Raw genomic sequence first — 20884 nt, forward strand, 5'->3', positions numbered from 1 at the left:
GGGATTATCTCCTTCGGCTATAACGCCATTTCTGTAAAGGATGAAGAGCCTCAGGCCTTGTTTTCATCCATTGCAATGGTCCTCTAATAAATAGATCAAGCCAATCTTTTCCATAAAAAGGTGTAACAGGGACTAAATATGGCTGCTTCAAGGAAGTAAGTGCATTCATATGGACAAAAAGTAAAAGGATGCCCATAAAAATGCCCATTACTCCAAGAAAAGAAGCAAGGATCAATAGTATGAACTGTATCAAAGTGTTGGCTTTGGACATCAAATAATTCGGCACTAGAAACGAAGCGATAGCAGAAATACCAACCAAAACGATCAGAACTTGACTAGCGAACCCTGCTTCTACAGCTGCCTGCCCAACGACAATACCACCGATGACGCCTAATGTTTGACCAGATTTCGTAGGCATTCTTAGACTTGCTTCTTTAATGATTTCAATTGTCACCAACATAATGAGCGATTCCCAAAACGGGCTTAGTGGCAATTGACTTCTTGTATCCACAAGGACGAATAAAATTTGCAAGGGAATCATCTGATAATGATGTGTCGTTAACGCAACATATATTGGAACCATCAGTAAGGAGAGCATGAAACTTAAATATCTTATGATCCGCAAGAAGCTTGCAACAATCCAACGATTAATATAATCCTCAGGAGATTGGAATAAATGGAAAAAGGTGATTGGAGCATTCAGAGCAAACGGTGTATTATCGACCAGTATGGTAAGTTTACCAACGCCAAGTGCGAAGGCACACACATCAGGACGGTCAGTTTGTTGAAATTGAGGAAATACAGTATGTGTGTGATCTTCCATAAAAGCTGCTAGTTGGGAGGAGTCAAGGATTTGGTCATAATTTACATTTTTGATTTTCTCCCTGGCAATCGTAATGAAATTAGTATTCGTTATACCTTCAATATACATCAAGACAACATTTGTTTCAGTTAGTGATCCTACCGTGAATTTTTCTGTTTTTAAGGTTGTTATTGGCAGCCTTCTGCGAATCAATGCTATATTCTGTTCTATGTTTTCAGTGAAACTGTCCTTGGCTCCATAAAGAATTGTTTCTGTTTCAGAGGTTTCTATCCCTCTACCTGATGGATCTTTAAGATTGACTGAACACCATTCATTTTCATCAGTGTCAAAAATAAGGATGGATCCCAGCATCAATTGTTTTTCGGCCTCTTCCACCGTTAAAATTTCTGTAATTTTGGAGGCGGAAATACATTCAAAATGATTTTCATTGCTGCAGCTCCGTAATGGTTGAATTACAGATTCATTCAACCTTGCGCTATCAATCAATGTTCTTATGTATACCAGTATAATTGTCGAAACATTAGGTGTTTGATGTTCTATTATTTCAGCGTCTTCCATATTGTCTACGCGTTCAAGGAGAACCTCTAGTGTGATAGGTGTATTTTGGGCTTTCCCTGTGCTGTTTCTTACCCCTGTACTCGTCCTCTTCCAAAACATAGACATCAATCTCCTAATAAGATAATAATGAATTTGCACCATTGATATTGTGTTCAGACTCAGCCAATTTATACCATCAGAAAAGACATAAGAACCAAAAAACCGCCAAGTGATTTTAGCGGTTTCTCGTCCCTTTGGTATCTATATCAATGTTTCTTACAAAAAAGGATGTGTCCATTCTTTCTGAAGTTTATAACAAATATAATTTATTGTTATTGGTTAACCTATTCTGTAAAAGTAAGGAGGGTTTAAAAAATGGATCAGGTTAATCACCAGGATAATATTAATGCCTCAGAATATGGCATCATCTGGTCGCAATATGTAAATGATAGTATGTCACGTTGTGTTCTTCGCTATTTCTTAAATAATGCTAAGGATGAAAATACTCGTGCTTTACTTCAATTTGCCTTAGAATTATCAGAAACTCATATAGAAAGAACGAAACAATTTTTAATACAAGAAAACTATCCCATTCCAATAGGGTTCACAGAGGATGATGTAACTGTAAACGCCCCTAGTTTATTTACGGATACATTTAAGGTTATTTATTTGCAGATTATGGCGATACACGGCTTGACGAGATATGCTGGTGCAACAAGCGTTTGTATTCGTGAAGATGTCAGAAAATATCTTATTGAATGTACTTCTCAAACGCTGCAATTATATGATAGGGTCACTACCCTTGCTTTATCAAAGGGAATTCTTAGCAAGCCGCCTATATTGAATAACAAACAAAAGGTTGATTTTATTAGGAAACAGAACTATTTAACTGGTTGGTTCGGAAAGCGAAGACCGATAAATGCAATCGAAATCAGTGGTGTACATCTTAATATGCAAAAAAATATGGTGAAAATGGTTTTAGAGTTAGGATTCAGTCAAGTATGCCAATCTAAAGAGGTACGAGAGTATTTCGAACGTGCTCGAAAACTTTGTAAAAGACACTTTCATATACTGGGTGTAATGTTAGAAGAAGAGAATCTCCATATACCAAGGATATTTGAATCAGAAGTAACAGATTCAACCGTACCTCCCTTTTCTGATAAGCTTATGCTTTTCCATATAGCAACACTACTATCTGCGGCACTTGGTTATTATGGGGAGGCTTTATCAATGTGTCAAAGAAGAGACTTGTCTGCTGATTACGCTCGAATGAATATGGAAATTGCTTTAATCGCTGAAGATGGTATGAATCTTTTAATAGAAAAAGGTTGGATGGAACAACCCCCTACTGCCACTGACCACGAAAACTTGGCGAAGGATTAGAACAAGGTGTTGATAATGTCCTTTTATCACTGATACATATAAGAGTATTTTGTACGAACTAAAGAAGCAGACCCCACTGGATCTGCTTCGGTTTATGATGGATTTGTTGACCATAATCCAGCTGTTTTAATGAATACTCTTGGATTGAACTTTAAACTAGCCACGACTAATTCTGCAAGGTCTTCTGGGTGCATCACGTTTTCTTCATTGCCTTTAACAAGATTTGTATCAATTGCTAAATCTGTAACGACAGTACTTGGTGTTAAAGCAGTAACACGGACATTATGTTTTCTTACTTCTAGCATAAGTGATTCTGTTAGTCCTAATACAGCGAATTTAGAAGCACTGTAAGCACTTGTAACAGGAGCACCTTTTTGGCCAGCAGATGAAGAGATATTGATGATATCTCCTGATTTTCTTTCGATCATTCCTGGTAATACTGCTCTTGTTACATTATACACACCCATTAAATTGACTTGGATTATTTTTTCCCATTCTTCTGGTGTTAGATCAAGGAACCCACCAAATTTAGCAACACCAGCATTGTTGATTAGGATATCAATTGGGCCTAAGTCGGATTTGATATGTTCAACAGCATGGGTAACGGATTCAAGATCGGTCACATCTGCTGTTGCTGCAGAAACCTTAACATCAAATTGTGCGAGTTCAGCAGCTACCTTTTCTAGATTAGACATATTTAAGCCGATTAAGCCTAAATGAACGCCTTCTTTGGCTAACGCGATAGCAGTTGCACGGCCAATGCCTCTTCCTGCGCCAGTAACTATTGCAGTTTTTCCATTTAAAGAAATCATTTTATCACTCCTAAAATTATTACAAATAGTAGTTCATTCTAGCAGAAAGACCGCAAACTTGCATGGAAACAGTTGCGGTCTTTCCTATTTAGAACTTGAGGATTAATATATTTATTCTAAGTTGGCATGTTTACCGTACATTTTATTGGTATCCAAACCTTTTTTCTCCATGAACCGAAGAATCACAGCGTCGTAAAATAGTAAAAGTGTTTGTTCGAATAATGAGCCCATTGGTTGAATCGTCTTAAAATTACTTTCCGACTGATCTTTAGGTGAGCCAGGCAACTTAATGGTGATATCCGCTAATTGTCCAATAGTGGACTCAGGGAAAATCGTTACAGCTGCAATTGTCCCACCGATGCTTTTTGCCTTCTCAGCCATGGAAACTAAACCTTTCGTTTCTCCTGAACCTGATCCGATGATCAAAATATCATCTTTTCCAAAGTTAGGGGTTACTGTTTCGCCAATCACATAGGCATCTATCCCCATGTGCATCATTCGCATGGCGAATGATTTGGCCATAAATCCGGATCTACCTGCGCCAGCAACAAAGATTTTTTTTGATTCAAGAATCCCATTAACTAATTTTTCAGCTTCATCATTGGAAATTAAATCTACGGAGCGAATTAACTCTTTTATTATTCTAGCTAGGTATTGAGTTGTATTCATGATTTGAATTACCCTTGATTAATCATTTGTTGCATTTTTGCAGCAGCAGCTTTTTTATCAGCTTGTCCAGTAATCCCGCCACCTACAATGACAAGGTCTGGTTGTACTTTTATGACTTCTGGAAGTGTGTCTAATTTAATACCACCTGCGATTGCAGTTTTAGCATTTTTCACAACACCTTTGATGGTTTGTAAATCTTCAAAAGAGTTCTTTCCAACTGCTTGAAGATCGTAACCAGTATGAACGCAAATATAATCAACGCCCATAGCGTCCACTTCTTTTGCACGTCCAGCAAGGTCTTTTACAGCAATCATATCAACAAGGATTTTTTTACCTTGTTTTTTCGCTTCTTCAACAGCACCCTTAATGGACATATCTTCAGCAGTTCCAAGAATTGTGACGATATCTGCACCTGCTTCAGCAGCTTTCATTACTTCATAACCAGCTGCATCCATGATTTTTAGGTCTGCTAATACCTTTAAGTTAGGGAATGCTTCTTTTACTGCTTTTACTGCATGAAGTCCTTCATTGATTACAACCGGTGTACCGATTTCAACGATATCAATGTGATCCTCCACTTCTTTCACTAACTCAATTGCTTGTGGAATATTTACTAAATCTAAAGCTAATTGCAATTCCATCTATATTCACTCCTATAATTTTTTTTGTTTTTGTACAGTGCAATAAGGAATATCATGGCCTTTCACTGAACAATTGCAAGTATACAATGTATGTTTTAAAAATAAAAGTACGCACTTTTATTTTACATAGTGCTAAAAAGTATACTGTAAAACAGACCGTTTTTAAATTCTTACTATTAACTATAAATCTACCATGCACCATTTGAGGCCAGGGAGAGGATGCTCACCCTGGCTTTTAATTTTTTTCCGCGCATAAATAGAAGAGTTTATTTCCTATAGTATACATATTGTTACTATGTTATTTTTTTAACACTATTTAAATAAAAAGTGCGTACTTCCATTTGAAAAAAGTAGGTATTATACTTACATCTTGTTGATGCATTGTTTAACGAAATACTGAAATTTATTTTTAATTTTGGAGGTATGTAAAATGGAGGCAATGACATTTGTCTTATTTGGGGCGACCGGGGATTTAGCAAAAAGAAAAATCTTCCCGGCTCTATATAATTTATTTTTGGATAAAAAATTACCTCTGCCCATCTCAATTATTGGGGTGGGCAGAGGAGATTTATCAGATACTGATTTCCAAGACCATGTAAAAGATTCTTTAAAAGCTTTTTCTAGACGATCACTACATGACGATACAAACCTTGAAGTGTTTATCCGTGCCTTCAGGTATTTCCATGTAGATGCTATCGAGACTGAAGGATATAAAGGATTACTTGAACTCGTTAAACAACGTGAGGAAGAATTGAATATTCCAGAAAATCGTATGTTTTACCTGTCTGTTGCTCCAGAGCTTTTTAATGTGATTTCTTCCAACATTAAAGAGAGTGGTCTAGGCTCTACTAAAGGTTTGAAACGTCTTATTATCGAAAAACCGTTTGGACATGACTTGAAATCAGCTCAAGAATTAAACGATAAACTAAGTAAAGCTTTTGATGAAGAAGAAATTTTTCGCATCGACCACTATCTTGGAAAGCCGATGGTACAAAACCTGGAAGCGTTAGGATTTGCAAATCCAGTGCTTCAAGCATTAAGAAACAACCAATACATTGCAAATGTGCAAATAACTGCAAGCGAAACAGTTGGGGTTGAAGATAGAGCCGATTATTATGATAAAGCTGGGGCTATTCGCGACATGTTTCAAAATCATATGCTGCAAATGTTGATGATGACAGCAATGCAGCTGCCAAAACAAATTAGTGCAGAAGAGATACGCAATGAAAAAAGAAAAATAATAGAATCACTTCGTCCATTAAAGAAAGAAGATGTAGTGAATCATGTGATTCGAGGTCAATATGGTCCTGGTGAAATCCAAGGTAAACCAGTTGTTGGGTATACAGGAGAACCTGAAGTTGCTCCTTCTTCATTAAATGACACATTTGTGGCTGCCCGTCTATATGTGGATGATGATTTTTGGAGAGGGGTTCCTTTCTATATCCGTACAGGAAAAAGAATGACAGAGAAATCCACCCGAATTGTGATTGAATTCAAAAATACTTTAAAGGATTTGTATAGGGATCATCAAGAAGAAACTGCGCCAAATCTTTTAGTGATTGAAATCAATCCAAACGAAAGTGTTTCATTACAATTAAATAGTAAAAACCCATTAAACAATGGAAAAATCGAACAAGTCAGTGTTGATTTTTCTGCTAAGCAAGCAGATGTTCCTGAAGCGTATGAGCGTTTAATTTACGATGCAATGCGTGGCGACTCTACATTCTTTGCGCATTGGAAAGAAGTGGAGTTGTCTTGGAAATGGGTACAGCCTATCTTAGAGGCTTTTGAGGAAAATACAATTCCCCTTCAATTATATCCATCCGGGTCAACGGGACCAGATGCTTCCCATCGATTATTGGCAGAGGAAGGATATAAATGGTGGTAGTAATAAAAAATGCAGAAAATTTTTAGATAATTAAGGAGGAAATGAATATGAAAGTTGGATTAATTGGTTTAGGAAAAATGGGATTAAACTTAGGTCAAAATTTAATTGATAACAAGCATGAAGTAGTAGCTTACGATGTAAATGGAAGTGCCGTTGAAGAAATGAAGAAATACGGTGCTCAAGGTACATCTGATTTAAAAGAACTTGTTGAATCATTAGAAAAACCAAGAGTTGTATGGATTATGGTTCCGCATGCAGTGGTAGATTCAGTAATTGATGAAATGACACCATTATTAAGCGCTGGAGATATCGTAATTGAAGCTGGGAATTCTCACTATAAGGAATCCATTCGCCGATATGACCAGCTAAAGGAAGTAGGAATTCATTTTATGGATGCCGGAACTTCTGGTGGAATGGAAGGTGCTCGTAATGGAGCGTGTTATATGATTGGTGGAGACCCTGAAGCCTGGAGCATCGTGGAACCTATTTTCAAGGAAACATCTGTCGAAAACGGATATATTTATGCCGGTAAAGCAGGGAGCGGTCATTTCTTAAAAATGGTTCACAATGGAATTGAATACGGTATGATGGCAGCGATTGGCGAAGGATTCGAGGTATTAGAAAAAAGCAATTTCGATTTTGACTACGAAAAAGTAGCTAGAGTGTGGAATAACGGCTCCGTTATTCGTTCATGGCTCATGGAGTTGACTGAACGTGCATTTTCAAAAGATGCAAAGCTGGATGAAATTAAAGGGATCATGCACTCTTCTGGTGAAGGGAAATGGACAGTTGAAACAGCTTTAGATTTACAAGCAGCCACTCCTGTTATCGCAATGTCTCTTTTGATGCGCTATCGTTCATTAGACAGCGATACTTTTACAGGTAAAGTGGTAGCTGCATTAAGAAACGAATTTGGTGGACATGTTGTTGAAAAAAACTAACAGAATTACATCTGTCCCATTTAATAGAAAAGGATGTGAAGTCCATGAATGTATTGGATGCAAAAATGATAAATACTCAGTATGGAATAGAAACTTATCTCGATCTATTGGAAAATGTTGAAGTGAAAGACATTCAATATGTTACAGAGACACCTTCTTTTTACGAAATCACTATGGGTGTAGAGTATTTTCGATTAAGGAATGAGAATTATTATAATAGTGAAAAGAGATATTTTAAGATGCGGATGAATGCTGATTTAAATGCTATAACTATAATAGAAACAAAAAGAGAAAGTTTATTTGCTGTGAAAAATGAATTTGAAAGATCTGCAACAAAGGAACTGATTGGAGAGTGGCTAATAAAAAGCAGTGCCTTCAGAAAGGTTCTTAATGATTTGATAGAGGATAAAAAAATGGAAAACGTAAAAACGGAGGAAGAGGAAAATATAATAGGAACAATAAGGTTCCTGGAGAAATTACTTGAAATCACAACAGAAGATATTTTAAGTGCTCGTGTTGAGAGATCTCACTAGCTTCCCAAATAACCATTAATTGATAGAGAATTATATATTCACTGAAAATATATTATGTATGGAAGGATATAACAAGTACAGACATATATATTATATAGTGAAAAAAGTATACTATGGGCTATAATAAATATGGAGGTGATGATAAATGTCGCGAATGGAGGAAAAGATGTTTAATTGTGAAAAAGAATTAACTCTTTCCGTTATCGGTGGTAAATGGAAGATGCTAATACTATGGCATCTAGGAAAAGAGGGAACGAAGCGATTTGGTGAATTGAAAGCTCTTATGCCAGGAATCACGCAGAGAATGCTAGTTAATCAATTGCGAGAACTGGAAGAAGACTTGATAGTAAAACGCGAAGTCTATCCCGTGGTTCCTCCAAAAGTAGAATACTCCCTTACTGAACAAGGAAGAAGCTTGATGCCGATTCTCGATGCTATGTATAACTGGGGAAAAGATTATATGGAAACTGCTGGATTGAATCCTTTAGTAAGATAAGAGTCGATCAGGTGAATTTTAATAATTAATTTAAGGTTGATTCCGCCCAAAGGGGTCAACCTCTTTTCATGATAATTTAGTAATTATATTTAGTGCTTTTTTTGATAATGACACTCAATGGGATTGAATCTGGCGGAAATTGGCTAAGAATTTGAGGCATTAAAAAAGTAAATTAAATTTCCACTAAAATTTGTCATGAAAGCAACTGATTATTTCATTGACTTTTCAAACTGTATTAATTAATATTACAGTACAGGTGCCAAGAGGAAGTGAAATTCAGTGAATAGTGAATTTACGATAGCCGTTCATAGCATAGTTCTCTTAGCGCATTTGCCTGATCATATATTTGAAGAAGTTGTTTTATTTTCGAACTAAATGTAATGTATTTTGTTACAGATGGTAAATGCTATTTTGGTTAGATGGTTAAGTTTCTTTTTGTATAAACTGTAACTAATTTCATTTCAGTTAGCTTCGATAAATCCTATCAATACTTGTTAGCTTTTACATCGTAAAGGGTTTAATTTAATGGAATATATATACCTGATTAATCAAGGGAATGATTGAGCAATCAGGAGAAATTAGGGGTTCATTCAATAAAATATAGAAAGGTATGATAAAAGTATGGTTATGTCAAATGCAAAATATAGACTCGTTTGCGACAGATGCCTAACAATAACTAAAGAAATTAGTCATTGTCCTAAATGTGGTCATTCCGAACTACGACCATTCATGTTTTCTTTACAGAGTGGGGTCAAATATCATGTCGCAAATCCAAATTCAGTGAAGCAAGAAACTGCATAATAATCAGGGAAGTATCCCAGGTATGGATGTAAAGCATCAGATAGATCAAAAGGTGGTGAAAGGTATGAAGAAACGACCAGAAGATACAAGGGTAGTAGTCGGTATGTCTGGGGGTGTTGATTCATCGGTTACAGCTTTGCTTCTTAAAGAGCAAGGATATGATGTAATTGGAATTTTTATGAAAAATTGGGATGATACTGATGAAAGTGGTTTCTGTACAGCAACTGAAGACTACGAAGATGTGATTAAGGTTTGTAATCAAATTGGAATCCCGTATTATGCTGTAAATTTTGAAAAACAGTATTGGGATAAAGTCTTCACATACTTCCTGGAGGAGTACAAATCAGGTCGGACACCTAACCCTGACGTCATGTGTAATAAAGAGATCAAATTTGAGGCGTTTTTAAATCATGCGATGTCAATTGGGGCTGACTATATCGCAACAGGTCACTATGCACAAGTCGAAGAAAAAGATGGACAATTCCGATTGCTGCGAGGTGCTGATCATAATAAAGACCAATCATACTTCCTTAATGCTCTTTCTCAAAAGCAATTATCGAAAACCATGTTTCCGCTTGGGCATTTATCCAAACAGCAAGTGCGTGGGATTGCGATAGAGGCAGGTCTTGCAACAGCAAAGAAAAAAGATAGTACAGGTATATGCTTTATCGGTGAACGAAATTTCAAGGAATTTTTAAGTGGCTTTTTGCCAGCTCATCCTGGTGAAATGCAAACCTTTGATGGTGAAATTAAAGGTCACCATGATGGTCTTATGTATTATACTATTGGTCAACGTCAAGGTCTTGGTATTGGCGGATCAGGGGAGCCTTGGTTTGTCATTGGTAAAGACTTAAAGCGAAATGTTCTGATTGTTGAACAAGGGTTTCATAACGAAGGACTTTATTCAGAGGGTTTAGAGGCTATTGGTATGAATTGGATTAAAACAGAACTAACTTTTAAGCAAGAATTTAGTTGCACCGCCAAGATGAGATACCGTCAAGAGGATCAAGAGGTAACAGTGTATCCGCAAGAAGATGGAACAGCTAAGATTTATTTTCACAAAAGACAGCGGGCTATTACCCCAGGACAAGCTGTTGTTCTGTATGATGGTGATATTTGTATTGGTGGGGGAACAATAGACCGTGTTATTAAAAATGGGAAAATGCCTAAATCCGTGAAAGTTCAATCATTGCTACACTATTAAAATGAAAAGTATATCGGGGGAATAATACATGAAAATGTTAGTTACAGGAGCAACAGGAAAATTAGGTTCTAAAATTGTAGAGTATTTATTAAAAAAGGTACCAGGAAACCAAGTAGCTGTTAGTGTTCGTAATCCAGAGAAAGCAGAAGGATTACGTGCTCGAGGAGTAGATGTCCGAAAAGGTGATTTTGATTATCCGGAAACACTTGATGCGGCTTTTGCTGGTGTTGATCGCTTGCTGATTATCTCTGCAGATGGGGAAAATAAAACAAGAATACGACAACACGCGAATGCAATAGCTGCGGCTGAGCGTGCTGGAGTGAAATTTATTGCTTATACTAGCATAGCGAATGCAAAGGCAAGTGAAAACTTCCTTGCTCCAACGCATAAAGCAACAGAAGAAGCTATTATGAAAACAGGTATTCCTTATTCTTTTTTAAGAAATAATTGGTACCTGGAAAATGAAATTTCAAGTATTCAAGGTGTTCTAGCAGGTGCTCCTTGGGTGACAACAGCAGGAAATGGTAAGGTAGGATGGGCATTGCAACAAGATTATGCAGAGGCTGCGGTTGCGGTATTGACTGGTAATGGGCACGAAAACACTATCTACGAGCTTTCCGGAAAATTATTAACACAGGAAGAGTTTGTATCAGCTCTTGGTATTGTATTGGGCAAAGAAGTACCAGTACTACAAGTAGATGACAATACTTATGCAGACATTATGAAAGGTGCAGGTGTACCAGATTTTCTTATTCCTTTTCTGGTGGAAATCCAAAAAGGCATTAGAGAAGGTACGCTTGAAGTCGAAAGCAATGACTTCGAAAAACTTCTTGGGCGTTCAGCTACACCAATTAGTGACGGACTCAATCAAATTGTTAATGGTATCTCTTAAACAGAAAAATCGACTTAGTTTAAACCGACCTTTATTATTAGAAAGGTCGGTTTTTATGTTGATGTTAATGCCAATGAAATACTTATCAGTTAAATTACAGGTTGTTCTATTGATTCAAACTCAGGTAAATCAGATCTGAATTATTTAGCTGGGCATCAAAGATAGACTATTACTCTGAGTATTATCTTAGAGGCAAATGAGAATACAGAATTTTCATTGGGGGTCTCAAAAGCAACTAAAATTCATTTGATGAGAAATGATCTGCATGAAGCAACCAGGGATTATGTGCTAGAAAACATAGAAGCAGAGTTTACTGAAGACGAAAAAATAAAGTCGATAAATTAGCTCGAAAAAACAACCTATCAGTTAAATTTGTTTTTAGAATCCTATGATGATTCTATAGTCGATAAAGAAACCTTGTATCAGTTGTTATCTAAATTAGAAAACCAATTAACCATCAATGGTTCTTCTACAGATGAACTCAATTTTTATAACTTATTAAGGAATCCTAGGGTAAGTTCAGATGCTTACTCGAAATCAGACGTTTATCTATGATTGAACAATTAAGTGCGGACCTTACAAATTTAGATCAGCTTTTAAAAGAAGGTTAAAAGATAGAGAGTTACTAATGAAACCAGATGATTCTTTTGAGATGCTAACATTTTGCTAACGCAATCAAATGAATAACAGTAAATTCCGGTTAAAGGTGTTACAGTGGAAATTTAGCAAAACCCTGATATACTGAACTCTACGCACACCCAGTTAAAGATATTACACGCTCTCACCTTAGGGGCGGCATGATGTAATTAAGGTTTTAAAAACCTTGTTATACCAACGTCTAAAATGAATATATGCTTCGAGAAGGTCTTTCATCAGTTTGCTAAACTGTTGGGAGGCCTTTTCTTGCATATTGGTGGTCATAAGAGCATAGATATTCAATGTAGTATTAATATCGTAGTATTAATATCCGTATGTCCTAGCAGCTGTTGTATTTCTTTAATACCTACTCCAGGTTAAATCAATTATGCTTTTTTTTCAAAAATTGTTCACAATAAAGAGATAAACATCAGAAGTCCTTTATTGTTAGACAGGATTTCTGATGTTTAATTTTATGTAAATGAAAATCCTTATTTATAAATTAATAAAAAACTAGTAAAAACGTCTATGCATTTATAGTACAGTTGTCATAATTATATAAAACAGACTGATAAAATTTCTATTTAAACAACAATAAATCAAGAAAGTTCTCCTGCCTTTGTAAAAAAAATATAGTGATAAATCCATATCAAAATATAAGAAGTGGAATTGCAGAAAAGCAAGAAATATAATCAGTAAGCAAACTATAACTCTACCTGAACTGTCCAATTCAACAAATATCCTTTTAAAAAATTTCAAATATAGAACCAGAACTCTAAATTAAACATTTTTAGAATTTTAGGTCTGCATTATCCAACACTTTGGAGTAAATACCCTCTGAATTTAGAAGAGAATTAATACTGGCTATTTCAAAGAAATTAAAATAAGTGATAATTATGACTCTAAAATTAGGAGTAATTGATAATAAATTTAGGGGGATATAAAATGGATCAAGAGTTATTACACTTTAGTGGATATAATTATATAGAATTCGAATCAGTATTTAAAAATTTAATAAATAACTTCACTTATGAGTTTTGGGTGAAACCTGAAGAGAGTCATCGTGTAATTAATCAATCAAATAGTGGGACAGAAGGATTGAAAGGTCAACGTTTCGTCGTATTTCCAGGCCATACAGGTAATCATCGTCAATCAGGTCTAGGTATATCCGTTGGTACAAACGGTGTCAGTATTTTGGAACATACTCACAATTATTTAACGGCAACTCTGGTATATACAACAAACATTATAGAATGGACTCATATAGCAGTTGTGGTTAATAAAAAGATTCCTTCCCTTTATATAAATGGAAAGTTTATCAAATCTGGATATAAGAGTCCTAAAATTAATGTTTATGCATCTGGTATAGTTGGAGGATTTGAACCATATGGTTTTTTTGTTGGAAAGTTAAAAAAATTCCGGATATGGGATCATGTAAGAAATGAAAAGCTAATAAATGAACATATGAATAATGAGTTAACTAACAGTGAAAAAGGTCTTTTTATAAATTGGAGTGGCTATCCTAGTAATGAGGTTAGCGAGAGAACTTCAATAGATATCTCTGAACAAACGGATACTCAACAGTTGGAAAACTCAAAAGAGACAAAAAATAAAAAGGATATATTTCGGGAACGAAATATGAAATTAATTGCTTTTTATTTACCTCAATTTCACGAAATTCCTGAGAATAATCAGTGGTGGGGAAAGGGATTTACAGAATGGGTGAATACAAGAAATGCAGAACCATTATTCCATGGTCATTATCAGCCAAGGGAACCATATAGTGATTTTTATTACGATCTAACAGATCCTTTAGCGAGAAAATGGCAAGCTGAGTTAGCAAAGGAGTACGGTATATATGGTTTCTGCTACTATCATTATTGGTTTAATGGAAAGATGCTATTAGAAAAACCATTTAATGAGGTTTTAACTTCTGGTGAACCAGACTTTCCATTCTGTCTCTCTTGGGCGAATGAACCTTGGACTAGGAGATGGGACGGAAGAAATGATTTGGTGTTGATGCCCCAAGACTATGGGAATGAAAAGGATTGGAAAGAGCATTTCGATTATCTATTAAAAGCATTTAAAGACGATAGATACATTCGTGTAGAGGATAAACCCTTATTTCTCATTTATCGACCAGCAATCATTCCGAATTGTTCAGAAATGTTATATTTTTGGGATAATTTAGCAAAACAAAACGGTTTAAATGGTATTTATTTTGTCGAGACATTAAATGGATTTTATCCACTTACGAATATTAAAGGGTTTGATGCATCTGTTGAATTTGAACCTCATTATTCAATTGCTCATGGTAACTGTCAGAATATCTGGAGAGAGGGCAATGGATACCAGGGAAGAATGAAGGTAGTGGATTATGATTCTATGTGGTCTTGTATTTTAAATAGAAAAATAAATACAAATAAAAAAGTTATTCCAGGAGCATTTATTGATTGGGATAATACTGCGCGAAGAGGGACGGAAGCAACAATTTATTATGGTGCTAACCCAGCTAAATTTGAAAAGTATTTGAGCAAGCAAATAGATAGAGCGGAGACCGTATATAAAAGCGATTTTCTGTTTATTAATGCTTGGAATGAGTGGGCAGAGGGAACATATTTAGAGCCTGATAAGAAATTTCAATATCAATATTTAGAAGCTGTTCAAAAAGCATTAAGAGTAAATGGTATAAATAGAGTGAACAAAAGCTCCTTCTGACATTTTATAAATGCCAGAAGGAGCTTTTGTTCTTTTTACTCTGTTTATAGTGGTTTTAATTTTCATGAAATTTCTTCCTGAATATAACCAAAATAAAAAACTCCCTGGTAAGGACACAAATTACATTAGGAAGTTGAAAGAATTTAAAGTAATATAAAAAAATGTGGCAGGTTCAAACAACTTAAGGATTCTAATGGATATATTTTTTAAGCTTTTAATAAATATAAATTAGTTGTTTTGTAAAGTTTTAGTCAAAAATATATCTATAATCAAATACATTTTTTTTTGCAATACTTTCTCTACATTCAATAAAATCATCCCATGCTGTTAAGATGACAATGTGTGATACTTTATCTAGTACATCTTTCAAAGTATCGCCATAATCAATATGAAAGTTATATGTCTTTTTAAAAGTATCAATGGCCAGTGGATCATAAGCAATTATTTTATTATATCCATTTTCTATCAGCAATTTAATAATTTCATTTGCAGGTGTATCTCTTACATCATCTGAATTAGGCTTGAATGATAGTCCTAAAATTCCTATATATTCATTTGTATTTACCTTACTCATAATTTCTTTAATAATATGTTCTTTAATTTGTCTATTTACTTTTAGAACACTTTGAAGGATTTCTGGTTTATAGAAGTTTTTTAAAGAGTGATTTATTAATGCATTTGTATCTTTTGGAAGACAGTATCCCCCAAACCCGCAGCCAGGAAAAACATAACTAGTCATATTTGCTGGATTTCCATTCCATCTCTTATCAAGATGTAAAATCTGAAATGATTTTTTTATATCTATATCACCTATTGATTTTCCAATCATAGATTGTTCATTCGCAAAGCTAATTAATGTGGCTAATAATGTATTAGACAAATACTTAATATATTCAGCGCTATTTAGAGAAACTTTAAAAATCTGACTATTAAAAGGTTTATAAATGTCTTCGACTATCTTTACACTTTTACTATCTTCATAACCAATAACAATACGATCTGGATATAAAAAATCTTCCCACGCGTAGCTTTCTCTTAGGAACTCAGGATTATTTGCTAACCCTATATCTTCACCAACTTTAAAACCTAATTTTTCAATATAAGGCTTAAGGAAGTAACTTGTTGTAGAAGGTGGTACTGTTGATTTAATCACTAAAATTTTATAATCTTTCTTATCTATACTGTTTACTGTATTTTTGATTGCAGAAAATAGAAAGCTTAAATCTACACTTCCTTCATTGTTACTTGGTGTACCTACACATAAAAAAATAATTTTGCTGTTATTTACAGCTTCCTTTAAGTCATGACTAAGTTTAAAATTATTGTTTTTATATTTATTTAATTTGTCTTCCAAATATGGCTCATAAAAAGGTACAATACCGCTTTCAAATTTTTTTATTTTCTCTTTATCAATATCATATCCATATACGTTGAAGCCTTTTTCACAAAAACCCAGTGCTGTTGTTAACCCAACGAAGCCAAGACCAACTACTGTTATCAATCAATGATGCCTCCTTCATTAATGAACTTTAAAAATCTGAAAACACCATTATCGATTGATATTGACGGGGAATAATTTAGAATGGATTTAGCTTTAGATAAATCTGGTCTTCTTCTAGATGGATTATGAATCAAATAATTCTTGTCCTGTGAAACTGTAATTTCAATGGGACAATTATAACCAAAAATCTGTGTTCCAATGTTTTGATAAATTTGAGCTAATTCATTAATAGATATTTCAGGTTGATCCATCCCGATATTAAAATAATCAAATGGTTCGTATAATAATGATTTTAGATAGCCAATAATTGCATCTGATACATAACAAAAGGTTCTAGTGGGTGAACCATCGGAATACATAATAATCTTCTTATTTTCGCTTACTGCTTTGGCAAAATCTGCAGGGACTCTTTTATCATTTAGTTTCATACCTGGACCATAATTATTAAATGGTCGAACAATAGAAACTGGCATATTAAATTGTTCTGAATAAACATAACACAACGTCTCGCCAAATCTCTTTGCTTCATCATAGCAAGCTCTAGGTCCAATCATTGATACATTGCCTTTATAATTCTCTTTGGTTGGGATGAATTCGGGATGAGGATCTCCGTAAACTTCACTACTTGAAAAAAATAAAAATCCTTTTATATTTTTATTTTTATAAAAATCAAGTAAAGCTCTTAATCCCCATACATTTGCATCTATTGTTGCAAGTGGATATTTTCTATAAAAGGTTGGTGAAGCGATTGAGGCCATATGGATAACATAATCAATATTTGCAAGTGAATCGATGTCTAAAGAACCTAAATTAGTGATATCTAAATCATGTAATTCAATTCGACTATTTTTTTTATATTGTTTGATCCAATTGGGTAATCCTAATTTAAAATTATCAATACCAACTATTTTTTTTAGTCCTAACTTTTCGAATTTCTCTAACAAAAACGATACAAAATAAAAGCCTAAAAATCCTGCACATCCAGTGATTAATATTTTTGAATTTCTTAATTTCTCCAGTTCAGTTGAATTTAAACCTTTAAATATATAGTCTATATCAGAATAATAGATACTATTCTTATGCATTTTTATCCACCCTTGCATAATAATTAGGATAATTAAATTAGATGAGACCTTTTATTTTTTTCCCAGTCTTTTGTATATCAATAAGAATCGAATAGTTTGGATAAAATATATTATGGAAAGGAACAAATTCTAGTCTATAATAAATTTTTCAAACCCAAATTCTTTTTCTTCTTGTATTACTTTTTTAATACCTTCATTCAATGGAACTTTATCTTGCCATCCTAATATTCTTAATTTCTCATTATTAGCTTTGGATTCCATAATTTCATTCTCTCTATAAGAAAGTGATCCAAATATTAAATTTGTATTTGATTGTGTTATTTTGTGGACTTGTTCAATAAAATATCGAATAGTCACAGTTTTATTAGTACCTAGTTCATATTCACAAAAGAAATCGGAATCTTTTTGTTTTAAAAGGGTATTATATGCCGAAACAACATCGTCAATATAAATAAAATCTCTCTTTTGGTTTCCAGGTGTAAGGGCCAGTTCAGTAACATTCCTTAAGCAGCTCTTTATGATAAAAGTTGTAAATTTTGTATCGTCATCAAATGGTCCGTAAATATGCTCCAATCTAACATTTATAAATCGTATTTTACTTATGGCAGCAAACTGTTTGCCCCATTCTAAAAACTGTCTTTTTGTTAACGCATATCTCAATAAATGCTGGTATCCATTGTTATTTTTATTTATAAAGGAATCAGTATTAATAAAGAATCCAACTTTGTATTTTGTAGCAATCTCAAGTAGTCTCAGTGGAAATAAAACATTTGATTCAACTATCTCTGAATACTTTTCTCCATGCCTATCATATTGTGTTGCAGTATGAATAATTGCATCAATATTCTTATGTTCACGAAAAATTTTTTCAAGAGTATATTTATCAATATCATAGGAAGAAATTTGTAATAAAACATCTGATAATCTCCATGTATTTGAAAAACTCCGTTTTAGAATAATTACCTCATGATCATCTTTTAAAAGTGCCTTTACCAAATGACTCCCCAAAAAACCTGTAGCTCCTGTCACTAATATTTTCATGAATGTAATCCTCCAATATTACAAAGCTTTAAATCGATAATAAAAAACTATTTTCCCCATATTTTCCAAGGGGCTTTTCCACTGTTCCATAACCTTAATAATTCATTTTTGTCACGTAATGTGTCCATTGGATGCCAAAAACCTGTATGTTTATAAGCATATAATTGCCCTTCTTCAGCGAGTTTTTCTAATGGTTCCTTCTCAAAGATGGTATGATCTCCATCAATATAATTAAAGATTTCAGGCTGTAAAACAAAAAAACCACCATTTATCCAATCATCGTTTTTCTTAACTTTTTCTTCAAATTTATTTACTCTTGATTCAGGTGTTAGATTTAAGGTTCCGAATCTACCTTCATATTGTATTGCAGTAACTGTAGCTAATTTTCCATTTACCTTATGATGTTCTATTAAATTTTTTATATTGATATTGGCTAGACCATCGCCATAAGTTAACATAAATGGCTTATTTTCGGTATACTTTTGAATCCGCTTTACACGTCCCCCTGTAAAAGAGTCATCCCCGGTATTCACCAGGGTAACTTTCCAAGGTTCAACACAATTAGAATGAATGACTTTTTCATTTGGATTTATTAGATTAAATGTTATATCTGAATGATTTATAAAGTAATTAGAGAAATACTCTTTAATTACATGGCCTTTATGTCCTAAACAAATAATAAAATCATTAAATCCATAAAATGAATATAATTTCATGATGTGCCAAATAATTGGGTAATTACCGATCTCAATCATGGGTTTCGGTTTTGTAGCCGTTTCCTCACTTATTCTTGTTCCAAGTCCTCCTGCTAAAATAACCACTTTCATTAAAAAACTCCTTTCTACCTTTCTGTAAAGTTAGGAGTCTGACAAATTTAAAAAGGAAAAGATCGTATTTTTTATTCTTAAAATATGGTATGCAAATCACGATGGAGTGTTCGGGTGGAATTATTGTCAAAAAAGAGAAAGTGGAATGGTCAAACGGATATAAAAGCGACTTCAAAACTTTGATGAACATATAAATACAGTATCAATATAATGTATATATAAATTGATATCATTGGATAATGGAGGAAATGAAGTGGATAAGAATGTTGAGCATCCTCAGAATTATTATGAAACAATGCTTGATTGGCTTTCTTCTAATAAAAGGCAGGATAATACGTACAAGGGAATTTATCATGCTGAAAAAATGAACGGGTTAGAACCAAAAAATATAACAAAAAGCGACCGTTTATATAAACCTGTATTTGCTGCTTCCACAGCAGTTTCTCCTGAGGCGTTTGTCACTGTTTTGGAAAATGGGCGATTATACGGTGATAAGGATAATTTTGCGATTATTTCACCTGATAATAGTTTAATTTGGGATGTTTCTCGGGGATATGAGAAAAATGCTGCCGACCATTGGCTATTTAAACAGGAAAAACTTCCTGATGTTGAGAGTTCTGATGAGACCATTGCAATTATTAGTACAGTTCCAGGCTGGCAAAATAATTATTATCATTGGATGTTTGAGATCATCTCGCGATTTCATTTAATAAAAAAGTCTGGCATTAAAGTAGATAAGTATATTATTCCGACCTGCAGCATTTCATATCAATTTGAAAGTCTTGCTGCATTAGATATACCAAGAGAAAAAATCATAGAAATTCATCAATCTTTTCATATAAAGCCTAAAAATTTGGTTATTCCTTCGATGCTTTTCCATGGATTGGTCACAACATGGGCATGTAATTTCTTAAGGGAACAATTTTTAACAAATGAAATGGCAAGTATTCATAATACCCAAAAATTTGAAAGAGTTTATATAAGCAGGGAAAAGGCTGATTATCGTAAAGTAATAAATGAAGATCATGTTATGGAAATATTAAGTCAATACGGCTTTATTAAAGTTAAATTGCATGATCTTTCATTTTCAGAAAAGGTAAACATTTTTTCTTCAGCTAAATACATCATTGCCCCTCATGATGCTGGACTTGCAAATCTTGTATTCTGTAATCCTGGAACAAAAATAATCGAGATTTTTAATCCCCGATATATTAATCCCATCTATTGTTGGATCAGTAATCGAAAATCTCTAGATTATCATTACATGTTGGGGGAGGGGAAACGCCCGTCAGTCAATTTATTTTATAACAATGAACATTATCCATATTGTGGTGATGATATTTTCGTTGATCTAAACAAGCTTAAAAAGGCTCTATAATATATTTCTTAACAATGCTTTTTTAGATGATTAGATATAAATTGATGTTTAGTTCACCTAGAGTAATAGGAGTAAATT

The 20884-nt window shown here is 34.0% G+C and carries 17 protein-coding genes and 2 pseudogenes; 10 read left to right on the top strand and 9 right to left on the bottom strand.

The genetic code is table 11. The features are described 5' to 3' along the window. Window positions 1–4: 4 nt before the first annotated feature. On the bottom strand, window positions 5–1480 hold the full coding sequence (locus tag JOC95_RS19835) for a spore germination protein (RefSeq protein ID WP_204419608.1): 1476 nt from the start codon (window positions 1478–1480) through the stop codon (window positions 5–7). Between the two features lie 255 nt (window positions 1481–1735). Between JOC95_RS19835 and JOC95_RS19840 the strand changes: the two genes are divergently transcribed. Next, window positions 1736–2743 carry a DUF3231 family protein gene (locus tag JOC95_RS19840; RefSeq protein WP_204419610.1) on the top strand — a complete coding sequence of 336 codons (1008 nt, stop codon included), beginning with the start codon at window positions 1736–1738 and terminating at the stop codon, window positions 2741–2743. Window positions 2744–2835: 92 nt separating this feature from the next. On the opposite strand, the gene JOC95_RS19845 is transcribed toward JOC95_RS19840, so the two are convergent. From JOC95_RS19845 to hxlA, 3 genes are all read right to left on the bottom strand, one after another. Then, window positions 2836–3555: a 3-ketoacyl-ACP reductase gene (locus tag JOC95_RS19845; RefSeq protein WP_090831815.1), complete on the bottom strand. Its 720-nt coding sequence runs from the start codon at window positions 3553–3555 to the stop codon at window positions 2836–2838. 111 nt (window positions 3556–3666) lie between these two features. After that, window positions 3667–4224: a 6-phospho-3-hexuloisomerase gene (hxlB, locus tag JOC95_RS19850; RefSeq protein WP_204419612.1), complete on the bottom strand. Its 558-nt coding sequence runs from the start codon at window positions 4222–4224 to the stop codon at window positions 3667–3669. 8 nt (window positions 4225–4232) lie between these two features. Next, window positions 4233–4865, bottom strand: a complete 633-nt coding sequence (gene hxlA, locus JOC95_RS19855) for a 3-hexulose-6-phosphate synthase (RefSeq protein ID WP_204419614.1) — start codon at window positions 4863–4865, stop codon at window positions 4233–4235. 430 nt (window positions 4866–5295) lie between these two features. Between hxlA and zwf the strand changes: the two genes are divergently transcribed. The 6 genes from zwf to JOC95_RS19885 all read left to right on the top strand — a co-directional run bounded on the left by zwf (window position 5296) and on the right by JOC95_RS19885 (window position 11620). Further along, window positions 5296–6753: a glucose-6-phosphate dehydrogenase gene (gene zwf / locus JOC95_RS19860; protein ID WP_204419616.1), complete on the top strand. Its 1458-nt coding sequence runs from the start codon at window positions 5296–5298 to the stop codon at window positions 6751–6753. A gap of 47 nt (window positions 6754–6800) precedes the next feature. Further along, window positions 6801–7694 (top strand): phosphogluconate dehydrogenase (NAD(+)-dependent, decarboxylating), encoded by an 894-nt coding sequence (gnd, locus tag JOC95_RS19865; RefSeq protein ID WP_204419619.1) that lies wholly within the window; start codon window positions 6801–6803, stop codon window positions 7692–7694. 44 nt (window positions 7695–7738) lie between these two features. Beyond that, window positions 7739–8227 carry a hypothetical protein gene (locus JOC95_RS19870; RefSeq protein WP_204419622.1) on the top strand — a complete coding sequence of 163 codons (489 nt, stop codon included), beginning with the start codon at window positions 7739–7741 and terminating at the stop codon, window positions 8225–8227. 145 nt (window positions 8228–8372) lie between these two features. Then, entirely contained in the window at window positions 8373–8723 is a 351-nt protein-coding gene (locus tag JOC95_RS19875) for a winged helix-turn-helix transcriptional regulator (protein ID WP_204419624.1), read from the top strand. An 865-nt stretch (window positions 8724–9588) separates the two neighbouring features. Continuing rightward, window positions 9589–10728, top strand: a complete 1140-nt coding sequence (mnmA, locus tag JOC95_RS19880) for a tRNA 2-thiouridine(34) synthase MnmA (protein ID WP_204419626.1) — start codon at window positions 9589–9591, stop codon at window positions 10726–10728. A 28-nt stretch (window positions 10729–10756) separates the two neighbouring features. Further along, complete coding sequence (locus JOC95_RS19885; protein ID WP_204419628.1) at window positions 10757–11620, top strand: SDR family oxidoreductase; 864 nt, start codon at window positions 10757–10759, stop codon at window positions 11618–11620. A 786-nt stretch (window positions 11621–12406) separates the two neighbouring features. Here JOC95_RS19885 and JOC95_RS21455 read toward each other — a convergent pair. Further along, window positions 12407–12630: pseudogene (locus tag JOC95_RS21455) on the bottom strand (hypothetical protein); the annotation flags it as partial. A gap of 571 nt (window positions 12631–13201) precedes the next feature. Between JOC95_RS21455 and JOC95_RS21460 the strand changes: the two are divergent. Then, window positions 13202–13699: pseudogene (locus JOC95_RS21460) on the top strand (LamG domain-containing protein); the annotation flags it as partial. Between the two features lie 195 nt (window positions 13700–13894). Beyond that, window positions 13895–14974 (top strand): glycosyltransferase WbsX family protein, encoded by a 1080-nt coding sequence (locus JOC95_RS21465; RefSeq protein ID WP_239583040.1) that lies wholly within the window; start codon window positions 13895–13897, stop codon window positions 14972–14974. Between the two features lie 247 nt (window positions 14975–15221). Here the strand turns inward: JOC95_RS21465 and JOC95_RS19895 are convergent, their stop codons facing one another. The 4 genes from JOC95_RS19895 to rfbF all read right to left on the bottom strand — a co-directional run bounded on the left by JOC95_RS19895 (window position 15222) and on the right by rfbF (window position 19428). Then, the gene (locus tag JOC95_RS19895; RefSeq protein ID WP_204419633.1) at window positions 15222–16475 is read right to left on the bottom strand and encodes a UDP-glucose dehydrogenase family protein; all 1254 of its coding nucleotides are present in this window, start codon (window positions 16473–16475) and stop codon (window positions 15222–15224) included. Then, window positions 16472–17560, bottom strand: coding sequence for an NAD-dependent epimerase/dehydratase family protein (locus tag JOC95_RS19900; RefSeq protein WP_204419635.1), 1089 nt, complete (start codon window positions 17558–17560; stop codon window positions 16472–16474). Before JOC95_RS19900 ends, JOC95_RS19895 begins: the two co-directional genes overlap by 4 nt. Window positions 17561–17689: 129 nt before the next feature. Then, window positions 17690–18601 (bottom strand): NAD-dependent epimerase/dehydratase family protein, encoded by a 912-nt coding sequence (locus tag JOC95_RS19905; protein ID WP_204419637.1) that lies wholly within the window; start codon window positions 18599–18601, stop codon window positions 17690–17692. A gap of 47 nt (window positions 18602–18648) precedes the next feature. Beyond that, the gene (rfbF, locus tag JOC95_RS19910; protein ID WP_204419639.1) at window positions 18649–19428 is read right to left on the bottom strand and encodes a glucose-1-phosphate cytidylyltransferase; all 780 of its coding nucleotides are present in this window, start codon (window positions 19426–19428) and stop codon (window positions 18649–18651) included. A gap of 253 nt (window positions 19429–19681) precedes the next feature. On the opposite strand from rfbF, the gene JOC95_RS21650 reads away from it, so the two are divergent. Beyond that, entirely contained in the window at window positions 19682–20806 is a 1125-nt protein-coding gene (locus JOC95_RS21650; protein WP_204419643.1) for a glycosyltransferase 61 family protein, read from the top strand. Window positions 20807–20884 lie beyond the last annotated feature (78 nt).

It is taken from the genome of Sutcliffiella tianshenii, assembly GCF_016908565.1.
Classification (GTDB): Bacteria; Bacillota; Bacilli; order Bacillales; family Bacillaceae_I; genus Sutcliffiella_A; species Sutcliffiella_A tianshenii.

Coding starts and splice junctions, on each gene's coding strand:
- JOC95_RS19835 (WP_204419608.1), bottom strand. CDS start 1,480: ATGTTTTGGAAGAGGACGAGTACAGGGGTAAGAAACAGCACAGGGAAA.
- JOC95_RS19840 (WP_204419610.1), top strand. CDS start 1,736: ATGGATCAGGTTAATCACCAGGATAATATTAATGCCTCAGAATATGGC.
- JOC95_RS19845 (WP_090831815.1), bottom strand. CDS start 3,555: ATGATTTCTTTAAATGGAAAAACTGCAATAGTTACTGGCGCAGGAAGA.
- hxlB (WP_204419612.1), bottom strand. CDS start 4,224: ATGAATACAACTCAATACCTAGCTAGAATAATAAAAGAGTTAATTCGC.
- hxlA (WP_204419614.1), bottom strand. CDS start 4,865: ATGGAATTGCAATTAGCTTTAGATTTAGTAAATATTCCACAAGCAATT.
- zwf (WP_204419616.1), top strand. CDS start 5,296: ATGGAGGCAATGACATTTGTCTTATTTGGGGCGACCGGGGATTTAGCA.
- gnd (WP_204419619.1), top strand. CDS start 6,801: ATGAAAGTTGGATTAATTGGTTTAGGAAAAATGGGATTAAACTTAGGT.
- JOC95_RS19870 (WP_204419622.1), top strand. CDS start 7,739: ATGAATGTATTGGATGCAAAAATGATAAATACTCAGTATGGAATAGAA.
- JOC95_RS19875 (WP_204419624.1), top strand. CDS start 8,373: ATGTCGCGAATGGAGGAAAAGATGTTTAATTGTGAAAAAGAATTAACT.
- mnmA (WP_204419626.1), top strand. CDS start 9,589: ATGAAGAAACGACCAGAAGATACAAGGGTAGTAGTCGGTATGTCTGGG.
- JOC95_RS19885 (WP_204419628.1), top strand. CDS start 10,757: ATGAAAATGTTAGTTACAGGAGCAACAGGAAAATTAGGTTCTAAAATT.
- JOC95_RS21465 (WP_239583040.1), top strand. CDS start 13,895: ATGAAATTAATTGCTTTTTATTTACCTCAATTTCACGAAATTCCTGAG.
- JOC95_RS19900 (WP_204419635.1), bottom strand. CDS start 17,560: ATGCATAAGAATAGTATCTATTATTCTGATATAGACTATATATTTAAA.
- JOC95_RS19905 (WP_204419637.1), bottom strand. CDS start 18,601: ATGAAAATATTAGTGACAGGAGCTACAGGTTTTTTGGGGAGTCATTTG.
- rfbF (WP_204419639.1), bottom strand. CDS start 19,428: ATGAAAGTGGTTATTTTAGCAGGAGGACTTGGAACAAGAATAAGTGAG.